The organism is Roseovarius bejariae (genome assembly GCF_009669325.1).
In the GTDB taxonomy this organism is placed as follows: domain Bacteria; phylum Pseudomonadota; class Alphaproteobacteria; order Rhodobacterales; family Rhodobacteraceae; genus Roseovarius; species Roseovarius bejariae.
The window spans coordinates 2,831,839-2,847,320 of the sequence record NZ_SZWE01000001.1 but is presented as its reverse complement, the minus strand read 5'-3'; the positions used below and the strand labels follow the sequence as shown (position 1 = coordinate 2,847,320).

Here is a 15,482-nt window from a genome sequence, read left to right as displayed (position 1 = left end):
TGCGGGTTTAACATAACTCCTGCAGAAGAGTGGGGTCACATCCTTGCGACCCCACTTTTTCTCACCTGGCGGCCTCATTGGTGCTGCTACTGAAGAGCTCGATTGCCGATGAGAGCATAGAAGCAATCGTCTCCAGGGCTGCACCTTCGCGCGTGGTGCGCCAGCGGTGACCATAGGGATCAACCGGACGGAGGCGGGCGTAGGCAGCTTCGCCGTGCATTCGTTCGGCTTCAGCGCGGCGTCGAACATGGTGTTGCATTGCCCAACAAGCCGCGAGCCGGGCGGCATCCGTCCCGTTCGGGTCCAGCATGTCGTGATAGGTGGAAACGCTCGGGGAGAAGGGTGGCGCCGCCTGGTGGGCCTGGAAATCAAGCAGATCCAGCCACCGGCCGACATAGAGCGTCAAGACACGCGCTTGCGCCAGCTTTGTCGATTGACTGCCCTGCATCACACCGCCTCCCGCACGTTGACGACGCCAGCCAGACGCAGGGCCTCAAGCGCCCGCAGGCCTCGGCAAAGCGCCTCTGCGCATCGTCGCGCAGCATCGGCCCGCGGATCATCCGGATGGATGGCCGCAAAGCGCTTTGCCTCTGGGCTGCCAAGAGCGGTGGTGAAATCAAGGTTCAATAGCCTTTGTAGGGCAAGGAGCTCCCCTCGGCGGGCGCCGAGGTCGTGGCCATTCTGAACAACCGCAACGATACTGCGGGCGCGCTCGGCCCATTTCTGGCCACCGAGCAGCTCGGCCGAGGCGACAAGACTGTCACCTTCTGCGCGAAGCCAGCGCAGAAAATCACCAAGCTTGTTAATGTGCCGGAGCAGGGCATGGATGTCGGGAATATGCTTCAAGGGATCACCTTTCCTTGTGGAAATGCGCGCCCAGTCGTGGGGCGCGTCAGAAGATCCCTGCTCCGGTTAGATTGTGTAGATGTTTGTGTAAGCGAGACCGGCCGGGGTGGGGGCTGTCCGACGCGGCCTCACCAAGAGGGCCGCTTCCGGCAGCCCCCACCAAGCCCGGTCATATTCTGGACCAGAATGTCTCCTCAGGGCCTGCCAAGGGAGTTCTTAAAAAGTATCTGTTTTACAGATACTTAGACTCCCTTGGCAAAACTTTCGCCGACGCGTGGCAGTAAAATCAGCCGATTTGGCATAACTACGCCCGTAACGACAAACACCTGCCACCCCCAATGCCTTAGCCACACTTCGAGTGCCCGCAACTGCCGCAGGTCATACAACCTTCGACCATGCGCATGTCGAAACTGCCGCAAGACGGGCAGGCCGGGCCACGTGGCGCATCTAGGTTCACCACCGATTGCGTCGGATCACTCTTGAGGCCAAGTCCCTCGCCCTCCAAAAAGCCGATCGAGATCATGTGCTGCTCCAGGATACCGCCAATCGCGGCAAGGATCGAAGGAATGTACTTGCCCTGCATCCACGCCCCGCCGCGCGGGTCGAAAACGGCCTTCAACTCCTCGACTACGAAAGACACATCGCCCCCCCGCCGGAACACCGCCGAGATCATCCGCGTCAGCGCCACGGTCCAAGCGAAATGCTCCATGTTCTTGGAATTGATGAACACCTCGAACGGCCGCCGGTGGCCGTTCAACACGATGTCGTTGACGGTGATATAGATCGCATGGTTGCTGTCGGGCCACTTGAGCTTGTAGGTCGCGCCTTCCAACTCGGTCGGGCGGTCCAGCGGCTCGGACATGTAAACGATCTCGCCCCCCTCGGGCGGCATCGCCCCCCGGACCTGATCCGGGGCCTCGCCAGGGGCCTTGTCCGCGCTTTCCGACACACTCAGCACACTCCCCGTCACATCGTTGGGCCGGTAGGTCGTGCATCCCTTGCAGCCCGTTTCGTAGGCCTGAAGGTAGACATCCTTGAACGCCTCGAAGGAAATATCGGCGGGGCAGTTGATCGTCTTGGAAATCGAACTGTCGATCCAGCGCTGCGCGGCGGCCTGCATTTTCACGTGATCCTGCGGGGCCAGCGTCTGGGCATTCACGAAATACTCGGGCAGGTCCGCATCGCCGAACCGCTCGCGCCACATCTGCACGGCGTAATCCACCACCTCTTCCTCGGTGCGGGTGCCGTCCTTTTGCAGGACCTTCCGGGTATAGCTATAGGCAAAGACCGGCTCGATCCCGGAACTGACGTTCCCGGCATAAAGGCTGATCGTGCCGGTGGGCGCGATGGAGGTCAAAAGCGCATTGCGAATGCCATGCTCGGCGATGGCGTCGCGCACATCCGCGTCCATCTCCTGCATCGCACCGGACGCAAGGAACGCCTCGGCATCGAACAGCGGAAACGCCCCCTTCTCCTTGGCCAGCTCCACACTGGCCAGGTAGGCCGCCCGCGCGATCTGATGCAGCCAGGCTTCGGTCTGTGCCGCCGCCTCGTCGCTGCCATAGCGCATGCCGACCATCAACAAGGCATCGGCCAGCCCCGTCACGCCCAGCCCGATCCGCCGCTTGGCCGCGGCCTCCTGTGCCTGCGCCTCCAGCGGGAACTTCGAGGCATCCACAACGTTGTCCATCATCCGCACGGCGGTGGCGACCAGATCGTTCAGTGCCGCCTCGTCCAACTCGGCCCCCTCGCCGAAGGGATCACGCACCAGCCGCGCCATGTTGATCGACCCCAAAAGGCAGGCCCCATAGGGCGGCAGGGGTTGCTCGCCACAGGGGTTCGTGGCGCTGATCGTCTCGCAGTAGTTCAGGTTGTTGGCGGCGTTCACCCGGTCGATGAAGATCACACCCGGTTCGGCATAATCATAGGTGGCCTGCATGATCTGGTTCCACAGATCACGCGCCTCGACGGTCTTGTACACCTTGTCCCCGAACCGCAGGTCCCACGGCCCATCGGCCTTCACCGCCTCCATGAAGGCATCCGTCACCAGCACCGACAGGTTGAACATCCGCAACCGGGCCGAGTCGGCTTTGGCGGTGATGAAATCCTCGATATCCGGATGATCGCAGCGCATGGTCGCCATCATCGCGCCCCGGCGCGAGCCCGCAGACATGATCGTCCGGCACATGGCGTCCCAGACATCCATGAACGACAGCGGCCCGCTGGCATCGGCGGCCACGCTTTTCACCTCGGCGCCCCTCGGCCGGATGGTGCTGAAGTCATAGCCGATCCCGCCGCCCTGTTGCATGGTCAGCGCGGCCTCTTTCAGCATCTCGAAAATGCCGCCCATATCGTCGGGGATCGTGCCCATGACAAAACAATTGAACAGCGTCACACTCCGCGCGGTGCCCGCCCCGGCGGTGATCCGGCCCGCGGGCAGGTACTTGAAATCCTCCAGGGCGGCATAAAACCGCTCTTCCCAATGGTCCGGGTCGTTTTCCACCTTGGCCAAGGCGCGGGCAATGCGGCGCCATGTATCCTCCACCGTTTCGTCAATCGGTGTGCCATCGGCCTCTTTCAGGCGGTATTTCATGTCCCAGATGGACTGGGCAATCGGGGCAGCAAAGCGTGTCATCGGGCGAATCCTGTCTTGGGCGGAGACCCACAATAGCTTGAAGCCACCCACATTTCCACTACCCTATATGCCCTGAAACGGGGGAATCGCATGGCCAAACTGCACCTCATAAAACTCAGCGTCGGATCGGAAAGTGTCGACAGCCTGATCCAGTGGCAATCCTCGACCCGCGCCAAGGGCCCCGATGGTCTGCCCCGGCACATCACCCGCATGTGGCCCAAACGCGAGGCCGAACTGCTTGAGGGCGGCTCGATCTACTGGGTGGTGCAGGGTCTCGTGCAATGCCGCCAGCGCCTTGTGCGGTTCGACGAGGTGATCGGCAACGACGGCATACGTCGTTGCGCCTTCGTGCTGGACACTGAGGTCATCCGCACCTCCAGCGCCCCCAAACGCCCCTTCCAGGGCTGGCGCTATCTCAAGCCCGAGGACGCCCCCGCCGATCTGCCCGCCCACCGGCAGGAAGAAGACGACCTGCCCGCCGATCTTTCCGCCGCATTGGCAGATATCGGGGTTTTATGAGGCACGCCACCGCGCAAGTCCCGAAATCGTGACCACACCGCGCCCCAAGGCATGTTACACTTCTCAGAAGGCGGGTCTTCCGCCCCCTGCCAAGGCCCGCCATCCCCTACCCGCGATGCGTGTTCCACTCATCCGGATGGACAAAGGAGGGCACTATGGTCAAAACAATCGGAAACCCGCTGTCATGGGCCGCACAGGGCCTCTCGGGCGCGGGTCACGCCGTCGGCGATGCAACAAGCGCATTGGGCGGTGAAATCACCCAACCACCCGAGGTCAGGACCCTGACCCAAGACGACCTGCGCATTGCGTTGCGCAAAGGCTACGAAGATTTCAAACGCTTCCGAAGCGACGTGATGTTCCTCATGATCATATACCCGATCATCGGGGTCTGCCTGTCTGTCATCGCCTTCCATCAGGCACTTCTGCCCATGCTTTTTCCGCTTGGTGCGGGCTTTCTGCTTCTGGGCCCCATCGCCGCCGTCGGGCTTTACGAAATGAGCCGCCGGGGCGAGCGTGACGACGCTGTGGGCTGGGGCGCTGCGCTTGCGGTGCTCAAGGCCCGGAATGTCGGGCCAATCCTCGTCATGGCAGTCTACCTGCTCGGCCTCTTCCTTCTGTGGATACTTGCAGCCATGCAGATCTACCAATGGACCCTCGGCCCTCAGCCACCCGAAAGCCTCGGGCAATTTGTCCTCGACGTGGCCACCACCGGCGCGGGCTGGATGATGGTGATCCTCGGCATGTCCGTGGGGGCCGCCTTCGCCGCATTGGTGCTGGCCATCAGTTTGACAACGCTACCCATGCTCATTGACCAGCGGGTCGGACTGGTGATCGCGGTGGTCACATCCCTCAAAGTGGCCCGGAAAAACCCCGTGACCGTCGCGACATGGGGCTTCATCGTGGCCATGCTCATGTTGCTGGGAACGCTGCCCTTCTTCCTCGGGCTGATCATCGTGCTGCCGATCCTGGGCCACGCGACGTGGTACATCTACCGCGCTGCCGTGCCGCGCGGCTGACACGAGAAAGCCGGGGCAACGCCCTGCCCCGGCCCTCCTTTCTCAGATCACGCCCCGCTCAGAACTGCCAGAGCGCCGGGACAAAACGATAGGTATCGCCATCCCGCTGCACATGCCCCACACCGGGGAACGGGAAGTGATAGCCCAGAATGGCGATCCGGTCCTCGGCGCACATATCCAGAAGCCGCTTGCGCGTCGCCACGGTCTGATCGCCATCACTGTCGAACCCGTTGTACCACTCGGGATGGGCGAAATTCGTATAGGCGTGGCTCATGCTGTCGCCCAGCGCGATCAGGGTCTGGTCCCCACTATCCACCCGCAACGACATATGCCCCGGCGTATGGCCCGGCGTGTCGATCATGGTCAGGCCCGGCACCACCTCGTGCCCGCCCTGCACCAGCGTCCATTCCGCGCCATCCACCTCGATCGAGTTGACCGCGCCCAACACGAATTGCTGATCTTCCGCGGGAACGCGCTCCACCAGGCCGTCCTGCATCCAGTAGTCGTGTTCGGCCTGCCCCATCAGGTACTCGGCATCAGGGATGATCGCCTCGTCGAACCCGTCACGAATACCCCAGATGTGATCGGGGTGCGCATGGGTGATCACCACATGGGTGATCCCGTAGGGGTCGATCCCCGCCGCCTCAAGGTTCCCCATCAGCTTGCCTGCATTCTCCATGAACCGGTTGCCCGACCCGACATCGACCAGAACCTTGGCGTCGCCCACCTCGACGTACAGGTGGTTGGTGTGGGAATAGCCCAACTCAGGCGACAGGAAATGCCGCTTGAGGAAAGCCTGCACCTCCTCGGGGTCGGCATTCACGCCCAAACCGCTGGTCGGCAGACGGAAATACCCGTCCGACACGATGGTCACCCGCGCATCCCCCACCGAGAACTTGAAATGCGAGGGGTTGCCGCCCTCGGGCGCGCCCAACTCGGCCCGCACGGCCATGGGCATGGCAAAGGCCGGCGCGGCGGCGGCCATCTTGAACAACTCGCGGCGCGTGGGTTTCAACAGGCTCATGATTTCCCTCCCTTTGGTGATTTGTCCCAAGGATAGGGGCCACGCCCGGATACGCAATATGTTTTGTGAATATGTTGCCCGGCGGAATATACCCCGCCGACAGGTCAACCCATCTCGTTCAGGCGCGCCACGTACCGGGCCAGCGTGTCGATCTCAAGGTTCACCCGGTCGCCCAGAGCCACATCGCCCCAAGTGGTCACCTCCTTGGTGTGCGGGATGAAATTGATCCCGAAATCGCACCCCTCGACCTCGTTCACCGTCAGCGACGTGCCATTCAGCGCAACCGAGCCTTTGGGCGCGATGAACTTGGCAAGGCTTTCCGGCGCCCGCAGGGTCACGCGGGTGCTGTCACCCTCATCTGCCATGGCGACAACCTCGGCCAGACCATCCACATGGCCTGACACGATATGCCCCCCCAATTCGTCACCGACCTTGAGGGCGCGCTCAAGGTTCACTCGCCGTCCTTCGGTCCATCCGTCAAGGTTGGTTTTCGAAACCGTTTCGGCGCTGATATCCACATCGAACCAATCCGCGCCCTTGTCCACGACCGTCAGGCAAACCCCGTCACAAGCGATCGAGGCCCCCATGTCGACACCCGCCATATCATAGCCCGTGCCGATCCGCGCCCGCAGATCGCCGCGCTTGTCCAAGGCCTGCACCCGGCCCACGTCCGTTATAATCCCGGTGAACATGCGTCTTACCCCTTGATCTGTTTCCACCCCGAGGTAACGCTCTCGGGAAAGAACGACAAGTGTGGAACGGCATATGTATCAGGGCTCGTCCACGTCAAGGACGAAGGACGACGGCTCGATTGTGTTCTCGATCAAAGATAGGATTTCAGATCGTACCGAGCCATCACCGGGATCGAACAGCCCGGTCCTCTTCATCGCCTGTCGAACATTTATATCGCGCCCCAGGTATTCCAATGCGACCTTCGAGGCACCGGGTTTGCGTCCGCGACGCGTAGGGCCCCCGGTCTGGATGCCAAGCAAGAGACCGATCCGGTTTCGGTGACTGGGATAAAACGTTGCCTGTGTGATCGTATTCACTTCGATCGCCTCATATTCAAGAATGTACAGGCGGTCGGCAAGATAGAACAAGACACCCTCGTATTTGTTCAACCCATTCGAGCGTCCGGTTTCGGGGTCGCGCAGAATCTCGATATTCTTCCAGTAATACTTGTTGTCTTCCCTGTAGATGAGCGCGAGGGAGCGAATGATTTTTCCCTGATTGCCGAAGGAATAGAAGTACCTGAAATAATACCCGAGGTATTTTTCCAAGTCCTGGCTTTGCTGATACAACCTGTCGAGATGGAGCAATTGCTTGCTCAGCGCCTCCTGTTGGATCGGCTTTCGTTTGAGCGCGACGATGTCCTCGAATTGCCGGGGGTCCAGCAATAGTTCGGCCTCCGAGACCCCGAAGAAATCGCAAATCCGCCGCATGTTGCGGCGCGAAGGATGCGAGTTTCCCGCGAGATACTTGTTGAACTGCTGGCGGTTGATTTCCAGCCTTCGGCAAACTTCGGCAATGGAGGGATGGTAACTGCAAAGCAGGGCGAGGTTTTGGCGAAGTTCTTCAGACATGCGCCATTGTTAAGATGAAGCGATAGGCGCGTCAATTCGCGAATGGTCGCGAAATTGCTCTTGTTCATGCGCCACGTAGACTTCCGCACAACAACAGCACCGCAGGGGTGCAAGGTGAACGGAGGGCTGAAATGATTGAGCAGGTTGATGGCTATCCCCACAAAGTGCGGGAAATCCACCATATGGAAATCCCGATGCCGGATGGCTGCAAGCTGGCCGCGCGCATCTGGATGCCCGAAGGCGCGGAGGAGTCGCCGGTTCCCGCGATCCTTGAATACCTGCCCTATCGAAAAAACGATTTCACCACCGCGCGCGATGCATCGATGCAGCCCTACCTTGCCGGGCATGGCTATGCGGTGATCCGGCTGGACCTGCGCGGCGCGGGCGATTCCGAAGGGCTTATGGTGGATGAATACCTGCCTCGGGAATTGCAGGATGGCTGTGACGCCATCGCCTGGATCGCGGAACAACCGTGGTGCGATGGCAGCGTGGGCATGATCGGCATTTCATGGGGCGGCTTCAACGGCTTGCAGATCGCCGCCCTGCAACCCCCCGCGCTCAAGGCGGTGGTGACATTGTGCTCCACCGATGACCGCTATGCTGACGATATTCACTACATGGGCGGCTGCCTGCTGGGTGAACAACTCAGCTGGGCCTCCATCATGTTCGGGCGGAATACCCTGCCCCCCGACCCGGCGAATGTCGGTGAAAAATGGCGCGACATGTGGCTTGAGCGCCTTGAGGGCAGCGGGCTCTGGCTGAAGAACTGGCTTGAGCATCAGCGGCGCGATGCCTTCTGGCAACATGGGTCAATCTGTGAGGACTGGTCGAAGGTGCAGATCCCTGTTTATGCGGTGTCGGGCTGGGCCGATGGCTACCCGCGCAGCGTGTTTCGCCTCATGGAAAACCTGCCGGGGCCCAAGAAGGGCCTGGTGGGGCCTTGGGCGCATCGCTACCCGCATCTGGGCGAACCCGGCCCGGCCATTGGCTTTCTTCAGGACGAATTGCGCTGGTGGGATCATTGGCTGAAGGGGCGCGATACCGGAATCATGGAAGAGCCGATGTTGCGGCTCTACATGCAGGACAGTGTCTCGCCCAAGGGGCACTACGAGGCCCGCCCGGGCCGTTGGATTGCAGAACCCAGCTGGCCCTCACCGCAAGTGGCGCGGACACCGTTTCACCTGACGCCGAAAGGCAAATTGAGCCTTGAGAAACCATCCGAAACGGCCGTTCTCCACCACCACAGCCCCGCGGATGTCGGCATGGCCTCGGGCAAATGGTGTGGCTACGGAACCCCGGGGGATGCCCCCGTGGATCAGCGGCGAGAGGACGCCGGCAGCCTGTGCTTCGACATCGACATCCCCGAGGACGGTCTGGCCTTTGCAGGCGATGCCAACCTGCATCTGCGCCTCAGCGTGGATCGACCCGTGGCACAGGTGGCCGCGCGGCTGGTGGATGTGCATCCTGATGGCCGCAGCACACGCCTGTCCTTCGGTGTATTCAACCTGAACCACCGCCAAGGCCATGACAGCCCCGAACTGCTGGTGCCGGGCAAGGTCTATGACGTGACCATCCCGATGAAACATGTGGCGCAGGCCCTGCCAGCCGGGCATCGCCTCCGACTGGCACTGTCGAGCAGCTATTTCCCGATGATCTGGCCCGCGCCCGAGCCGGTCACCTTGCGCGTGCATACAGAAGGTAGCGCGCTGGAGTTACCGTTGCGCGCACCTGCGGCTCTGGACGAGACTCTGGCTGACTTCGATCCGCCAGTGGCCGGCCCGCCGCCCCCGACCGAACAGATTGCCGAGGCCGAAACCCATTTCCGAATTGTCGAGGACGCGGCGAAGGGTGACATACAGATGCAGATCGCCGACGGCGGAGGCATCACGCGGCTGCTGACCAATGATCTTACCCTGCACAAGCAGGGGTACGAGACATACGGCGTGACGCTGGAGGATGTAACCTCGGCCTGGGGGCGCACCGAATGGCAGTACGGGCTTAGCCGTGGCGATTGGTCGGTGCACTCCGAAACCCGGACTCTTCTACGCGCCGATGTCGATGACTTCATCATCACGGCCGAACTACGAGCCTGGGAAGGGGATGACTTGGTGATTGAAAAACACTGGGAAGAGCGCATTTCGCGCGACCATATGTAAGCAACAAGGCGCGATAAATGCGTCAGATAGCGAAATAATGCGAAATTGACCGGTTTTGTCATCATGCCATGCTCCGGTCAGGGATTGTCTAGGGAGGACAGAAACATGAAACACACAGGAACAACCCGCCGCGGCTTTCTCGGCACAACCGCGGCACTGGGCGCATTGGGGCTGGCCCCGGCCTGGACAACGGCGGCCTTCGCGCAAACCGGCGGTACGCTGCGTCTGCGCATAGACGGCGACAACGACGTGCTGGACCCCGGGTTCATGACGGGGGGCATCGAGATCGAGGCGCAAAAACAATGCCTGCCCTTCCTGGCACAATACGCCCGCGACGGTGACACCTTCACCTGGGAGCCGACCTATTTCGTCACCAAGCTGGAACAGCGCGACGCCACCCACATCGACTTTGAACTGGCCGAGGGGCTTGTCTGGTCGAACGGCTACGGCCCGGTCATGGCCTCGGACGTCAAGTTTTCCTACGAGCGTATGAAAGACAGCGATTGGTCGGGATACTTCGACGCGCTGGACCATGTCGAAGTGACCGGCGACCGCACGGGCACCATCGTTCTGAACAAGCCCTTTGCGCCCTTCATCATGATCACGCTCTGCCACGGGCCTGGCGCGGTTCTGAGCGAAAAGGCCATGGCCGATGCGGGCGGCAAGTTCACGACCTCGTTCCCCGCCGTCTGCGGCCCCTATACCTATGAGGCGACACCGGGCCAGCGCGCGGTGTTCTCGGCAAACCCCGACTGGACCGGGCCGAAACCGGCCTTTGACCGGGTGGAATGCAACGTCATCACCGAGGTCAAGGCCGCGGAACTGGCCTTCGAGGCCGGAGAGCTTGACTGCACCGAGGTCGGCGCCGACACATTGGCGCGCTACACCAAGGACATGCCCGAGGGCACCGGCATCGCCGTGGCCGGCGAACTGCAATACATGTGGATGGGCATGAACACCGAGCACCCCAAGCTGCAAGACATCCGGGTGCGCAAGGCGATCCAGCACGCGGTCGACGTGGATACGATCCTGCAAGGCGCCTATTCGGGCACCACGGCCAAATCCCATGGTATCATCTGTCCGGGGCTGACCGGCCAGCGCGACAGCGCGGGCTACAACTATGACCCCGCCAAGGCCCGCGCGCTGCTGGACGAGGCTGGCGCCTCCGGCCTTGAACTGACCTTGCGAACCCTGAACAACCAGGAACGGATGCTGGCCGCCCAGATCATCCAGGCCAACCTGATGCAGATCGGGATCACCGTGAAGGTGCTGCCGCTCGACAGCGGGCCTTTCTGGGAAATGGGGCAGGAAAGCAAGGGCGACACATGGCAGGACCTTGAACTGTGGCTGATGCGCTTCGGCACCACGCCCGACCCCTATGAGGCCACGCAATGGTTCACTTCGGACCAGGTCGGCATCTGGAACTGGGAACGCTGGACAGACGAGGAATACGACCGCCTGTACCAGGATGGCATCAACGAAACCGACCCGCAAAAGCGCCACGACATCTATGTGCGGATGCAGGAAATCATGGAGAACACCGGCGCCTATGTCTGGATCAACCATGAGCCGGAAGCCTTCGTTCACAGCACCGCTGTGGGTGTGAATGCCGCGCCCTCGGGCGAATTGAACTACCGGCGCTTCACCAAGACCTGATCGTCGTGGCCATACCGGTCGGGCCGCCACGTAAATGTGTGTGGCCCGACCGCTGATGCGGCCCCGCGAAGGAGGAGGACCCCTGTGCTCTATTATCTGACAAAGCGGCTGGGACTGTCGGCGGTGGTGATTTGCCTCGTCGTGCTTGTGCTGTTTTCGCTGCTGCACCTGATCCCCGGAGATCCGGCGACCATCGCCCTTGGGCCACGCGCAACGGAAGAGGCCATCGCCCGGTATGCCGCGAAGATGCACTTGGATGAGCCGGTCTGGCGACAGTTCCTGATCTATATCGGCAATGCCATGACCGGCGACCTCGGCCTTGATGTGTTCTCGGACCGCCCCGTGACGGCGATCATCATGGAGCGGGTCGGCTTTACCCTCGCGCTGGTCGGCGCCGGGATGGGATGGGCCATGTTGATCGGTATTCCCCTGGGCTGCCTTGCAGCGGTCAAACCCAACAGTTGGCTTGACCGCGTCACCGGCGTTTTATCGGTCGGCACCATCGCGGTTCCTTCGTTCCTCGTATCCATCTGGGCGCTGCTGATATTCGCGGTGCAACTGCGCTGGCTTCCGGCCATCGGGGCGGGTGAACCCGGAAACATCGGCGATCAGCTTTCCCACCTGATCCTTCCGGCCTTCGCCATCGGGCTCAGTTGGGTGGGCTATCTCGCGCGCATGGTGCGGGCCTCGATGCTTGAAGTGATGGGCGAGAATTACATTCGTTCGGCGCGGGCCTTCGGCCTTCGGCCCCGACGGGTCATCTTCGGCTACGCCCTGCGCGTCGCCATCCTTCCCACCATCACGCTGATCGGCATGGGCTTTGGCGGCATGATTTCCTCAACCGTCTTTGCCGAAATCATCTTTGCCCGCCCCGGCATCGGCAAGCTGATCTTCGATGCCGTGATGGCGCGCAATTTCCCGATCGTGCAGGGCGCGGTTCTGGTGGCCACCGGCCTCTATATATTCGTCGTCCTGTTTTCCGACATCCTCATAGCTTGGTTTGATCCCCGTGTCCGAGAATCTCTCTGAATCCGAAACCGGTATTCCGGCAGTCGATGCATCGGGGCTTCCCGATCACCTGACCGAAGCCGAAGTCCGTGAATCCGCCGCCCGCGAGCGCCGCGAAAAGCTGCGCATGTTCCTGACCAATTGGCAGGGACTGACCGGGCTGATCCTTGTCACCCTGTTCTTTGCCAGCGCCATTTTCGCGCATTGGCTTGCGCCGTACGACCCGAACGCACTGGATGTTCCTGCACGGCTGTCCGGCCCGACCTTGGACCACCTTGCCGGGACGGACCAACTGGGGCGGGATACTCTTTCGCGCATCCTCTATGGCGGGCGCGTGGCGCTGAAGATCGCGGCCATTGGCGTTTCTGTCGCTTTGGTCGTGGGCTTGATCCTCGGCATGATTGCCGGCTTCGGCCCCCGTTGGCTGGACAGCCTGCTGCTTTTGCTGTTCGACACTGTGCGATCTTTCCCGACCATCGTGCTGGCGCTGGCCACCGTGGCACTGACCGGGCCAAGCCTTGGCATGGTGCTGGCCATCGTAATCATCACCTCGATCCCGCAATATGCCCGCGTGGCTCGCACCGCCACGCTGACCCTGCGCAATACCGATTTCATCCTTGCCGAACGCTCGCTGGGGGCCAGCATGGCGCGGACGCTGCTGCATCACGTGATGCCGAACGTCGTCGGCCCTTTGCTGATCCTTGCCGCCATGGACGTGCCGGTGGTGGTCACCGTCGAAGCCGGGCTAAGCTTTCTGGGGCTTGGTGTACTGCCCCCCACCGCCAGTTGGGGGACGATCCTGAACGAGGGGTATCTGGTGATCCGCGACGCACCATGGATGGTGATCGCCGGGGGTATCCCGCTGATCCTCACGACGCTGGGCTTTACCTTCCTCGGCGAAGCGCTGCGCGACATTTTCGATCCTCGCATGGGGAAAGGACGCTGATATGCCCAAGGATGCAACACACACACCCGAGACACTTCTGGACGTCCGTAACCTGTCAGTCGACTTTCGCACGCCGCGCGGACGGGTCAAGGCGCTGCGCGACATAAGCTTTCCCATTCGCAAAAACCGGATCATCGGGATCGTGGGTGAAAGCGGCTCGGGCAAATCCACCGTACTCTGGGCGCTGCTCGGCCTTCTGGCCAAGAACGCCGAAGTTATGGGCGGCGAAGTCCGCTTTGGCGACCGTGACCTGCTGCACGCCAGCGAAACACAACTGCGCGCCACCCGCGGCGAGGAAATCTCGGTCGTCTTCCAAGACCCGATGACCAGCCAGATCCCGGTGCTGACCTATGGTCGGCAAATGCGCGATATCCTGTACCGACGGCCCGATGTCTCGGCCGCCGAGAAACGGCGCATGGCTGTCGAAATGCTTGGCAAGGTCGGCATCCCCGACCCCGACAAGCGGATTGATCAGTATCCCCACCACTTTTCCGGCGGGATGCGCCAGCGCGCGGGCATCGCCATGGCGCTGCTGACCGGGCCGCAACTCTTGCTGGCGGACGAACCGACAACGGCGCTGGACGTGACCATGGAGGCGCAGATCATCCACCTGTTGCAGGACCTGCAAAAAGAACTGGATGCGACGGTCGTGGTGGTCTCGCACAATCTCGGACTGATTGCCGAACTCTGTGATGACGTCGTTGTCATGTACGCGGGCGAAGTGGTCGAAGCCGGTGAAGTGCATGAGATATTTCACAACGCGCAGCACCCCTATACCCGCGCGCTGCTGGAATGCGACCCGGCCCGGATCGACGATGTCTCGCGCAAGCTGCCGGTGATCCCCGGCGACATCCCTGACCTGACCAAGGCGCTTTCGGGGTGCATCTATGCGCCGCGCTGCCAACGCGCCCTGCCGGTGTGCCGCGAAAATACTCCGCCGGATGTCGCCCGTGGCGGGATGAGCTTGGCACGCTGCCACCTCCTCGACGGGCCGCACCACGATCCAAGCTGGCCACCGCCACTGGACGTGATGACCGTGGGCCAAGGCGAGGCCAGCGTCAGTAAACCCGCCCGCGTGAAAAGCGACGAACCACTGCTTGAGGTCTCCGACCTGAACGTGCAGTTCGAAACCGTCGGCCCCCTGCGCGCGCGCCTGAAAGGCATCGACCAACGCCACGTGGACGCGGTGCTGGATGTCAGCCTCTCGGTCGCCCCCGGCGAAACCGTGGGGCTGGTTGGCGAAAGCGGATCCGGCAAGACAACTCTGGGGCGGTGCGTGCTGAACCTCGTGCCGGCCCAAGGCGGCAGCGTGCGTTTCGAGGGGCAGGAAATTCGCAACATGCCGGAAGGCCGGTTCAAACCCCTGCGGCGCGACATGGCGATGATGTTCCAGGACCCGGTCGGGTCGCTCAGCCCGCGCAAATCCATACGCGCCCTGATCACCGAACCGTTCCAGATTCACGGCGTCACCGGCGTTGACCTTGACGCCGAGGCCGAGCGACTGGCCGAGATGGTACGCCTGCCCAAGCCCTTCCTGTCACGCTATCCGCATGAGCTGTCGGGCGGGCAGGCGCGGCGCGTCGGCGTGGCGCGAGCCTTGGCGTTGAACCCCAAGCTGATCATCGCCGATGAACCCACCGCGGGGCTGGATGTGTCGGTGCAGGGCGAAATCCTCAACCTGATGGCCGACCTTCAGGCCGAACACGGGTTGGGCTACCTGATCATCACCCACAACCTGCCCGTGGTGCGCCACATCGCCGACCGGCTGGCCATCATGTATCTGGGCCGCATCGTCGAAGAGGGCCGCACGGACGAGGTCTTTGCCCGCCCGGTGCATCCCTACACCCAAGCCCTGGTCGAAGGCGTGCCGCAACCCGACCCAGACAGGCGCCGCGCGCATGTGTCGATCTCGGGTGAGGTGCCAAGCCTTCTCAACCGTCCGAAGGGCTGTGATTTCGCGGGGCGCTGCCCCTTCGCACAAGACCTTTGCCGCGCCGAGAAACCGCCACATGTGACAATGGCGGATGGGCGGCGGCACGCTTGCCATTTTCCACTCGGCCAATAACGGCGCATATCCCAACAAGAGACAAAAA

The 15,482-nt window shown here is 62.0% G+C and carries 13 protein-coding genes; 7 read left to right on the top strand and 6 right to left on the bottom strand.

Features of this window, described 5'->3' with window-relative positions; translation table 11 throughout:
- Window positions 1-61: 61 nt before the first annotated feature.
- From FDP25_RS13785 to FDP25_RS13775, 3 genes are all read right to left on the bottom strand, one after another.
- Window positions 62-448 carry a hypothetical protein gene (locus FDP25_RS13785; RefSeq protein ID WP_154152854.1) on the bottom strand — a complete coding sequence of 129 codons (387 nt, stop codon included), beginning with the start codon at window positions 446-448 and terminating at the stop codon, window positions 62-64.
- Window positions 448-846, bottom strand: coding sequence for a hypothetical protein (locus FDP25_RS13780; protein WP_154152851.1), 399 nt, complete (start codon window positions 844-846; stop codon window positions 448-450). The genes FDP25_RS13785 and FDP25_RS13780 overlap by 1 nt, the downstream gene beginning before the upstream one ends.
- Before the next feature lie 343 nt (window positions 847-1,189).
- A complete protein-coding gene (locus FDP25_RS13775; RefSeq protein ID WP_154152848.1) occupies window positions 1,190-3,481 on the bottom strand; it encodes an adenosylcobalamin-dependent ribonucleoside-diphosphate reductase in 2,292 nt (763 codons plus the stop codon).
- Window positions 3,482-3,571: 90 nt separating this feature from the next.
- Here FDP25_RS13775 and FDP25_RS13770 point away from each other — a divergent pair, with 90 nt between their 5' ends.
- Window positions 3,572-4,000 (top strand): DUF1489 family protein, encoded by a 429-nt coding sequence (locus FDP25_RS13770; protein WP_154152845.1) that lies wholly within the window; start codon window positions 3,572-3,574, stop codon window positions 3,998-4,000.
- A gap of 155 nt (window positions 4,001-4,155) precedes the next feature.
- Window positions 4,156-5,016 carry a DUF2189 domain-containing protein gene (locus tag FDP25_RS13765; protein ID WP_154152840.1) on the top strand — a complete coding sequence of 287 codons (861 nt, stop codon included), beginning with the start codon at window positions 4,156-4,158 and terminating at the stop codon, window positions 5,014-5,016.
- A 58-nt stretch (window positions 5,017-5,074) separates the two neighbouring features.
- Here FDP25_RS13765 and FDP25_RS13760 read toward each other — a convergent pair whose 3' ends face one another.
- The 3 genes from FDP25_RS13760 to FDP25_RS13750 form a co-directional block, all read right to left on the bottom strand.
- The gene (locus FDP25_RS13760) at window positions 5,075-6,040 is read right to left on the bottom strand and encodes an MBL fold metallo-hydrolase (RefSeq protein ID WP_154152837.1); all 966 of its coding nucleotides are present in this window, start codon (window positions 6,038-6,040) and stop codon (window positions 5,075-5,077) included.
- 104 nt (window positions 6,041-6,144) lie between these two features.
- Complete coding sequence (locus FDP25_RS13755; RefSeq protein WP_154152834.1) at window positions 6,145-6,732, bottom strand: riboflavin synthase; 588 nt, start codon at window positions 6,730-6,732, stop codon at window positions 6,145-6,147.
- Between the two features lie 78 nt (window positions 6,733-6,810).
- Window positions 6,811-7,623, bottom strand: coding sequence for a helix-turn-helix domain-containing protein (locus FDP25_RS13750; RefSeq protein ID WP_154152831.1), 813 nt, complete (start codon window positions 7,621-7,623; stop codon window positions 6,811-6,813).
- Window positions 7,624-7,754: 131 nt separating this feature from the next.
- Here FDP25_RS13750 and FDP25_RS13745 point away from each other — a divergent pair, with 131 nt between their 5' ends.
- The 5 genes from FDP25_RS13745 to FDP25_RS13725 all read left to right on the top strand — a co-directional run bounded on the left by FDP25_RS13745 (window position 7,755) and on the right by FDP25_RS13725 (window position 15,454).
- On the top strand, window positions 7,755-9,779 hold the full coding sequence (locus tag FDP25_RS13745; RefSeq protein ID WP_154152828.1) for a CocE/NonD family hydrolase: 2,025 nt from the start codon (window positions 7,755-7,757) through the stop codon (window positions 9,777-9,779).
- A 105-nt stretch (window positions 9,780-9,884) separates the two neighbouring features.
- Window positions 9,885-11,435: an ABC transporter substrate-binding protein gene (locus FDP25_RS13740; protein WP_172982804.1), complete on the top strand. Its 1,551-nt coding sequence runs from the start codon at window positions 9,885-9,887 to the stop codon at window positions 11,433-11,435.
- An 84-nt stretch (window positions 11,436-11,519) separates the two neighbouring features.
- Window positions 11,520-12,464, top strand: a complete 945-nt coding sequence (locus FDP25_RS13735) for an ABC transporter permease (RefSeq protein WP_343032059.1) — start codon at window positions 11,520-11,522, stop codon at window positions 12,462-12,464.
- Complete coding sequence (locus FDP25_RS13730; RefSeq protein WP_343032057.1) at window positions 12,445-13,389, top strand: ABC transporter permease; 945 nt, start codon at window positions 12,445-12,447, stop codon at window positions 13,387-13,389. Before FDP25_RS13735 ends, FDP25_RS13730 begins: the two co-directional genes overlap by 20 nt.
- 1 nt (window position 13,390) lies before the next feature.
- Window positions 13,391-15,454, top strand: coding sequence for a dipeptide ABC transporter ATP-binding protein (locus tag FDP25_RS13725; RefSeq protein WP_154152822.1), 2,064 nt, complete (start codon window positions 13,391-13,393; stop codon window positions 15,452-15,454).
- Window positions 15,455-15,482 lie beyond the last annotated feature (28 nt).

What these genes read in the sequence shown, in the direction of transcription:
- FDP25_RS13750 (WP_154152831.1), bottom strand. Translation starts at nt 7,623, where the DNA reads ATGTCTGAAGAACTTCGCCAAAACCTCGCCCTGCTTTGCAGTTACCAT.
- FDP25_RS13725 (WP_154152822.1), top strand. Translation starts at nt 13,391, where the DNA reads ATGCCCAAGGATGCAACACACACACCCGAGACACTTCTGGACGTCCGT.
- FDP25_RS13760 (WP_154152837.1), bottom strand. Translation starts at nt 6,040, where the DNA reads ATGAGCCTGTTGAAACCCACGCGCCGCGAGTTGTTCAAGATGGCCGCC.
- FDP25_RS13775 (WP_154152848.1), bottom strand. Translation starts at nt 3,481, where the DNA reads ATGACACGCTTTGCTGCCCCGATTGCCCAGTCCATCTGGGACATGAAA.
- FDP25_RS13785 (WP_154152854.1), bottom strand. Translation starts at nt 448, where the DNA reads ATGCAGGGCAGTCAATCGACAAAGCTGGCGCAAGCGCGTGTCTTGACG.
- FDP25_RS13770 (WP_154152845.1), top strand. Translation starts at nt 3,572, where the DNA reads ATGGCCAAACTGCACCTCATAAAACTCAGCGTCGGATCGGAAAGTGTC.
- FDP25_RS13765 (WP_154152840.1), top strand. Translation starts at nt 4,156, where the DNA reads ATGGTCAAAACAATCGGAAACCCGCTGTCATGGGCCGCACAGGGCCTC.
- FDP25_RS13740 (WP_172982804.1), top strand. Translation starts at nt 9,885, where the DNA reads ATGAAACACACAGGAACAACCCGCCGCGGCTTTCTCGGCACAACCGCG.
- FDP25_RS13755 (WP_154152834.1), bottom strand. Translation starts at nt 6,732, where the DNA reads ATGTTCACCGGGATTATAACGGACGTGGGCCGGGTGCAGGCCTTGGAC.
- FDP25_RS13745 (WP_154152828.1), top strand. Translation starts at nt 7,755, where the DNA reads ATGATTGAGCAGGTTGATGGCTATCCCCACAAAGTGCGGGAAATCCAC.